Origin of the sequence: Nocardioides sp. (assembly GCF_036401255.1) — a bacterium.
Taxonomy (GTDB): Bacteria; Actinomycetota; Actinomycetes; order Propionibacteriales; family Nocardioidaceae; genus Nocardioides.
Genome location: NZ_DASWVI010000407.1, coordinates 1 through 5,271, shown reverse-complemented (window position 1 = coordinate 5,271; position 5,271 = coordinate 1). Strand labels below are relative to the sequence as shown.

The 5,271-nt window shown below is 73.6% G+C and carries 5 protein-coding genes; 2 read left to right on the top strand and 3 right to left on the bottom strand.

Annotated features, from left to right (window positions below):
* Positions 1–721, top strand: a 721-nt coding sequence (locus VGD85_RS18920) for a putative PEP-binding protein (RefSeq protein ID WP_331064978.1), incomplete at its 5' end; no start/stop codon positions are given.
* Positions 722–725: 4 nt separating this feature from the next.
* Here the strand turns inward: VGD85_RS18920 and VGD85_RS18915 are convergent.
* Positions 726–1,391 carry a response regulator transcription factor gene (locus VGD85_RS18915; protein WP_331064977.1) on the bottom strand — a complete coding sequence of 222 codons (666 nt, stop codon included), beginning with the start codon at positions 1,389–1,391 and terminating at the stop codon, positions 726–728.
* On the bottom strand, positions 1,319–2,482 hold the full coding sequence (locus VGD85_RS18910) for a sensor histidine kinase (protein ID WP_331064976.1): 1,164 nt from the start codon (positions 2,480–2,482) through the stop codon (positions 1,319–1,321). Before VGD85_RS18910 ends, VGD85_RS18915 begins: the two co-directional genes overlap by 73 nt.
* A 173-nt stretch (positions 2,483–2,655) precedes the next feature.
* On the opposite strand from VGD85_RS18910, the gene VGD85_RS18905 reads away from it, so the two are divergent.
* Positions 2,656–4,803, top strand: a complete 2,148-nt coding sequence (locus VGD85_RS18905; protein ID WP_331064975.1) for an MMPL family transporter — start codon at positions 2,656–2,658, stop codon at positions 4,801–4,803.
* Here VGD85_RS18905 and VGD85_RS18900 read toward each other — a convergent pair.
* Positions 4,763–5,271: molybdopterin dinucleotide binding domain-containing protein (locus tag VGD85_RS18900; protein ID WP_331064974.1), on the bottom strand; the 509-nt coding region annotated here is incomplete at its 5' end. The genes VGD85_RS18905 and VGD85_RS18900 overlap by 41 nt on opposite strands.

Sequence of the window (5,271 nt, the reverse complement as noted above, 5' to 3'; positions counted from 1 at the left end):
CGGCCCCGGAGACACGGACCGGTACGTCGTCGTCCGCACGCTCGACGCCGGCTCCGACAAGCCGCTCGCCTTCGCGACCCTCGACGGCGAGGAGAACCCCGCCCTCGGGGTCCGGGGGCTGAGGCTGTCCTTCGGCAACCCCGGCCTGCTGGACCGGCAGCTCGACGCGATCGCCCGGGCGGCGAGCCAGACGGCCACGGAGACCTGGGTGATGGCGCCGATGGTCGCGACCGTCGCCGAGGCGGCCGAGTTCGGCCAGAAGGTCCGCGACCGCGGCCTCAAGGCCGGGGTGATGGTCGAGGTGCCGTCGGCGGCCCTGCTGGCCCACCGGATGCTCGAGGTCGTCGACTTCCTCTCGATCGGCACCAACGACCTGACCCAGTACACGATGGCCGCCGACCGGATGGCCACCGACCTCGCCCACCTCACCGACCCCTGGCAGCCGGCCGTGCTGCAGCTGATCGCGATCACCGCCGAGGCCGGGTTCAACGCCGGCAAGCCGGTCGGGGTCTGCGGCGAGGCTGCGGCCGACCCCCTGCTGGCCTGCGTGCTGGTCGGCATGGGCATCACCTCGCTCTCGATGGCCGCCGCCGCGGTCCGCCCGGTGGGCGCCCGCCTCGCGACCGTGACGATGGACGTCTGCGAGGACGCGGCCGAGGTGGCGCTGGCCGCCACCGACCCCGCCGCGGCGCGTGAGGCGGTGCGGACGCTGCTGGGCTGATCCGCTACAGGTGCAGCCAGGCGAGCACGGCCCGCACCCGCCGGTGGTCGTCCTCGTCGATGGGCAGGTCGAGCTTGGTGAAGATGCTGTTGATGTGCTTGGCGACCGCCTTCTCGGTCACCGACAGCGCGTCGGCGATCGCCGCGTTCGACCGGCCCTCGGCCATCAGCCCGAGCACGTCCCGCTCGCGCGGCGTGAGCCGGTCCAGGGGCTCGTCGCGGTGCCGCGCCATCACCGCGGCGACGACCTCCGGGTCCAGCACCGTGGCGCCGGCGGCGACGCGGCGTACGCCGTCGACGAACTCCGCCACGTCGGACACCCGGTCCTTGAGCAGGTAGCCGACCGCACCGGCGCCGCTGGCGAGCAGCTCGCGGGCGTAGAGCTGCTCGACGTACTGCGAGAGCACCATGACCGGGAAGCCCGGGCGTGCCTCGCGGACCGCGATGGCGGCGCGCAGGCCCTCGTCGGTCTGCGTGGGCGGCAGGCGTACGTCGAGGACCGCGGCGTCGGCGTCCGGGTCCAGCAGGGCCTGCTCGAGGGCGGGTGCGTTGTCGACCGCGTGCAGGATCGTGAAGCCGTTGCCCTCGAGCAGCTGGATCAGGCCGGCCCGGAGGAGGGCGTGGTCCTCGGCGAGGACGAGCCGGAGCCCGGTGTCGGGGACAGCGCGCACGGGACCTCCAGCGTGATCAGGGTCGGGCCGCCGGCCGGGCTCGACACCGACATCGTGCCGTCGAACGCGGCGAGCCGGCGCATCACCCCGAGCATGCCGGTGCCGTGGGCCGGGTCGGCGCCGCCGCGCCCGTCGTCGCCGACGACCGCGCGCAGCACGCCGTCCTCGTGGCGCAGCGTGATCCAGGCGTGCTCGGCGCCCGCGTGCTTGCCGGTGTTCGCCAGGCACTCCGCGACCCCGAAGTAGACCGCCGACTCCACCGGTGCCGGCGGCCGCCCGTCGAGGCGCACGTCGACCTGCACCGGGACCGCCATGTCGAGGGCGATCGCCGCGACCGCGCCACCGAGCCCCCGGTCCGACAGCACCGGCGGGTGGATGCCCCGCACCACCGAGCGCAGGTCGCCGATCGCGGCCGCGGTCGTGCTGCGGGCGTCCTGCACCAACCGGCGGGCACGGTCCGGATCGTCGTCGAACGCCGCGTCGGCCATGCCGAGGCTCATCGAGAGCGCGACGAGCCGGGCCTGCGCGCCGTCGTGCAGGTCGCGCTCCAGCCGCCGCAGCTCCGCCGCCGAGTGGTCGACGACGTCCGCGCGGCTCTCGGTGAGGACCTGCACCCGATGCTCGAGCCGCTCGGTGCGGCTGTAGGCGAGGAAGGCCCGGTCGAAGTAGGCCCGTGCCGTCATCAGCGGCGGGGTCACGAACCACCAGATGAAGCCGGTGACGACACCGAGCAGCAGGATGATCACGAGCAGGGAGATCACGATCCCGACCACGGGCGCCACGAACAGCCAGGCGAGGTCACGCCAGGTCATCGGGTCGGCCAGCACCACCCGCGCCTTGTCGAAGTAGCCGCCGTCCTCGGGCAGCGGGCGGTAGGGCACCGGCACCGGCTGCCCGAGCGTCCGCGCCGCCATCGAGCGGTGGGCGTTCGCGATCCAGCGCGTCGCCGCCAGCGTGCCGGCGAGCAGTCCCAGGCCGACCCAGATCACGGCGAGCACGCCGCCGACCACCCAGAGCACGACCAGCACGATCATCACGATCGCGAGGAAGAACTGGGCGACGGCGTACCCCGTCAGTCGCAACCGCTGCACGCACCCATCCTGTCGCGTCGGCGGACCGCGCGCAGTGGTGCTGGCACCACCTCGGTCCGGGTCCCTGCGCCCCTGACGCGCGGCGCGCGCGACCCGAGGCTGGGAGAGCAGCAGCGGCACGACGACGAGACCCGGGAGAGACGGCCATGGGCAACCCACTGACAGCAGTACCGATGAGAGCGGCGCGCTGGAGCGCCGAGCATCCCTGGCGCGCGATCTTGGCCTGGGTCGCGTTCCTCGCCGTGGCGGTCGGCTGCGCCGCGGCGATCCCCACCCACGAGACGACCGACGCGGACTACCGGGTCGGGGAGTCAGGCCGGGCCGACGCGATGGTCGCCGACGCCGGCCTCACGCCGCCCGACACCGAGAACGTCCTCATCACCGCGCGGGGCGAGCACCTCGACGGTGCTGCCGCGGAGCAGGCCGCGGCGGCGGTGGTCGCCGCCGCCCGCAGCGCCGAGCACGTCGCCGGGGTGGGCGACCCGCAGTGGAGCCCGGACCACGCCGCGATGCTGGTGTCGGTCGAGCTCGCCCCCGACACCGAGGACGTGAGCGACCTCCAGCGGGCCGTGGCCGAGGTCCAGGGGGAGTACGACGGGCTCCGCATCCGCCAGGCCGGCGACCTCACCATCGACGAGGCCATCAACGACCGGGTCGGTGACGACCTCGGCTCGGCGGAGACCACCAGCCTCCCGGTGACCCTGCTCCTGATGCTGCTGGCGTTCGGGGCGCTGATCGCCGCCGGCATCCCGGTGCTCCTCGCGGTCTCGAGCGTCGCCGCGACGATCGGGGTGATGGCGCCGCTCTCGCACCTGATCCCCTCCGACCAGACCACGTCGAGCATGATCGTGCTGATCGGGATGGCGGTCGGCGTCGACTATTCGCTGTTCTACCTCAAGCGCGAGCGTGAGGAGCGGGCCAAGGGGCGCACGACGCTGGACGCGGTCGAGGTGGCCGCGCAGACCTCCGGCCACTCGATCCTGGTCTCCGGCGGGGCCGTGATCGCGGCCATGGCCGGCCTGTTCGTCGTCGACGACGCCACGTTCAACTCCCTGGCGATCGGCTCGATCGTCGTGGTCGCGGTCGCCGTGCTGGGCTCGATCACCGTGCTGCCGGCGCTGCTGGTCAAGCTGGGTCGCTGGTCGGACCGCCCGCGGGTGCCGCTGCTGTGGAGGGTCAACCGGCGGATCGGTCGCGGCGGCCTGAGCCGCCGTCTGCTCGGCCCCGTCGTGCGGCACCCGCTCGTGGCGCTCGGGCTCTCCTGCCTGGTCGTCGTGGGCCTCGCCGTACCGGCGCTGGGCATGAAGACCCACTCGGCGACCCTCGACACGCTGCCGACCTCGATCCCGGAGGTGCAGACCGTCAAGGCGATCAGCGTGAGCTTCCCGGCCGACGAGGGCGCGAGCGCGAACGTCGTGGTCGAGGCGGACGCCGCAGCACAGCCCGCCGTCGAGGCGGCGCTGACCGACCTGACCGACCGCGCGGTGGCGACCGGCCACTTCGTGGCCTCGGGGCGCGGCGTGCAGACCTCGGCCGACGGCACGACGTCGCTGGTCGTGCTCGGCATGCCGTACGTCGAGACCGACGAGCGGGTGAACGGCGCCGTGCGGGAGCTGCGCGACGAGCTGGTGCCCGCGGCGCTCGGCGACCTCGACGGCGAGCACGCCGTGGGCGGCTGGGCCGCCGAGGACCTGGACTTCGCCGAGCACCAGCAGGGCCGGCTCGGCCTGGTGATCGGGTTCGTCCTGCTGCTGACGATGCTGATCATGGTCACCACGTTCCGCAGCGTCGTGCTCGCCGGGGTCTCGACCGTCTTGAACCTGGCGTCGGTGTGCGTCGCGTTCGGCGTCGTCACGCTGGTCTTCCAGCACGGGTGGTTCCACGAGCCGCTGGGCTTCACGACCCCGGGGTTCGTCGTCGACTGGATCCCGCTGTTCGTGCTGGTGGTCCTGGTCGGGCTGTCGATGGACTACCACGTGTTCGTGCTGAGCCGGGTCCGCGAGCACGTCCGCAACGGCCTGCCGACCCGGCTGGCGGTCGAACGCGGCATCACCGACACCGCCGGCGTGGTGACCAGCGCCGCCGCGGTCATGGTCTCGGTGTTCGCGATCTTCGCGACGCTGAGCATGATCGAGATGAAGATGATGGGCGTCGGCCTGTCGGCGGCCATCCTGCTGGACGCGACGCTGGTCCGGCTGGTGATGCTGCCCGCGATCCTGGTGCTCCTCGGCGAGCGGTCCTGGTGGCCGGGGCGACCCCAGCAGCCGCGAGGCGTGGTCGTCAGCGAGCCGGAGCCGGCGTACGAGCTGTCCGGTCGCTGACGCGCACCCGCACCGGTACGCCGTTGAGGGCGGCGTTGCCCGAGACGTCGAGCAGCTCGGGGTCGGTGAGGTCGTTGAGGGACACCCCCGGGAGGTCGACCGCCTGCTGCAGGCGGACGCCCTCCCGGCGGTGTCCGTAGCCGTGGGGGAGGCTGACCACGCCCGGCATCACGTCCTCGGTCGCGAGCACCTCCACCTCGACGGTGCCGACCCGCGAGGTGACCTCGACCACCGACCCGTCGTCGATGCCGCGCTCGGCGAGGTCCGCCGGGTGCATGAGGAGCTGGTGGCGCGCCCGCCCCTTGGTCAGCCGCGTCGTGTTGTGCATCCAGGAGTTGCAGTCGCGCTGGTGACGGCGCCCGATCAGCAGCAGGTCGCCGGCAGCCGGGGGAGCGGGCGCCTCGAGGCGCTCGAGGTCGGCGAGCACGAGGGCCGGCGCCGCGTCGATGCGGCGGTCGCGGCGCTGGA